The organism is Desulfobulbus rhabdoformis (assembly GCF_016919065.1).
GTDB classification, from domain to species: domain Bacteria; phylum Desulfobacterota; class Desulfobulbia; order Desulfobulbales; family Desulfobulbaceae; genus Desulfobulbus; species Desulfobulbus rhabdoformis.
This window is the reverse complement of sequence record NZ_JAFFQA010000208.1, coordinates 1-252: the sequence shown is the minus strand read 5'-3', so window position 1 is coordinate 252 and position 252 is coordinate 1. Positions and strand designations below refer to the sequence as shown.

The following is a 252-nucleotide window of genomic DNA, read 5'->3' as shown; positions in this document are numbered from 1 at the left end:
CTCGTAATCTGCTGCAACGAGAGAAAACCAAAATGAGTATCAAGCAAAAACAATTCAGAGCAGCCTGCGATAATCGGTTTCTTGGCAGTGTGCTTGCTAGCTAAAAATTTCGTGCGCTTGCCCTGGCTTTGCCGTCCTTTATATGCCTGAAAATACAATATCCCGCCGTTCGCATCACATTGTTGAAAACAAAGCCCGGCTTGCTGACAGGCATTTTCAATATCGGGTACAGTCAGGGAATGGAGGCTATAT

Annotated in this window: 1 protein-coding gene; it reads right to left on the bottom strand. The window is 45.2% G+C overall.

What is annotated here, in order from left to right:
* Positions 1 to 252 (bottom strand): hypothetical protein (locus tag JWJ90_RS23075; protein WP_205229541.1); only part of this gene is annotated, 252 nt, incomplete at both ends.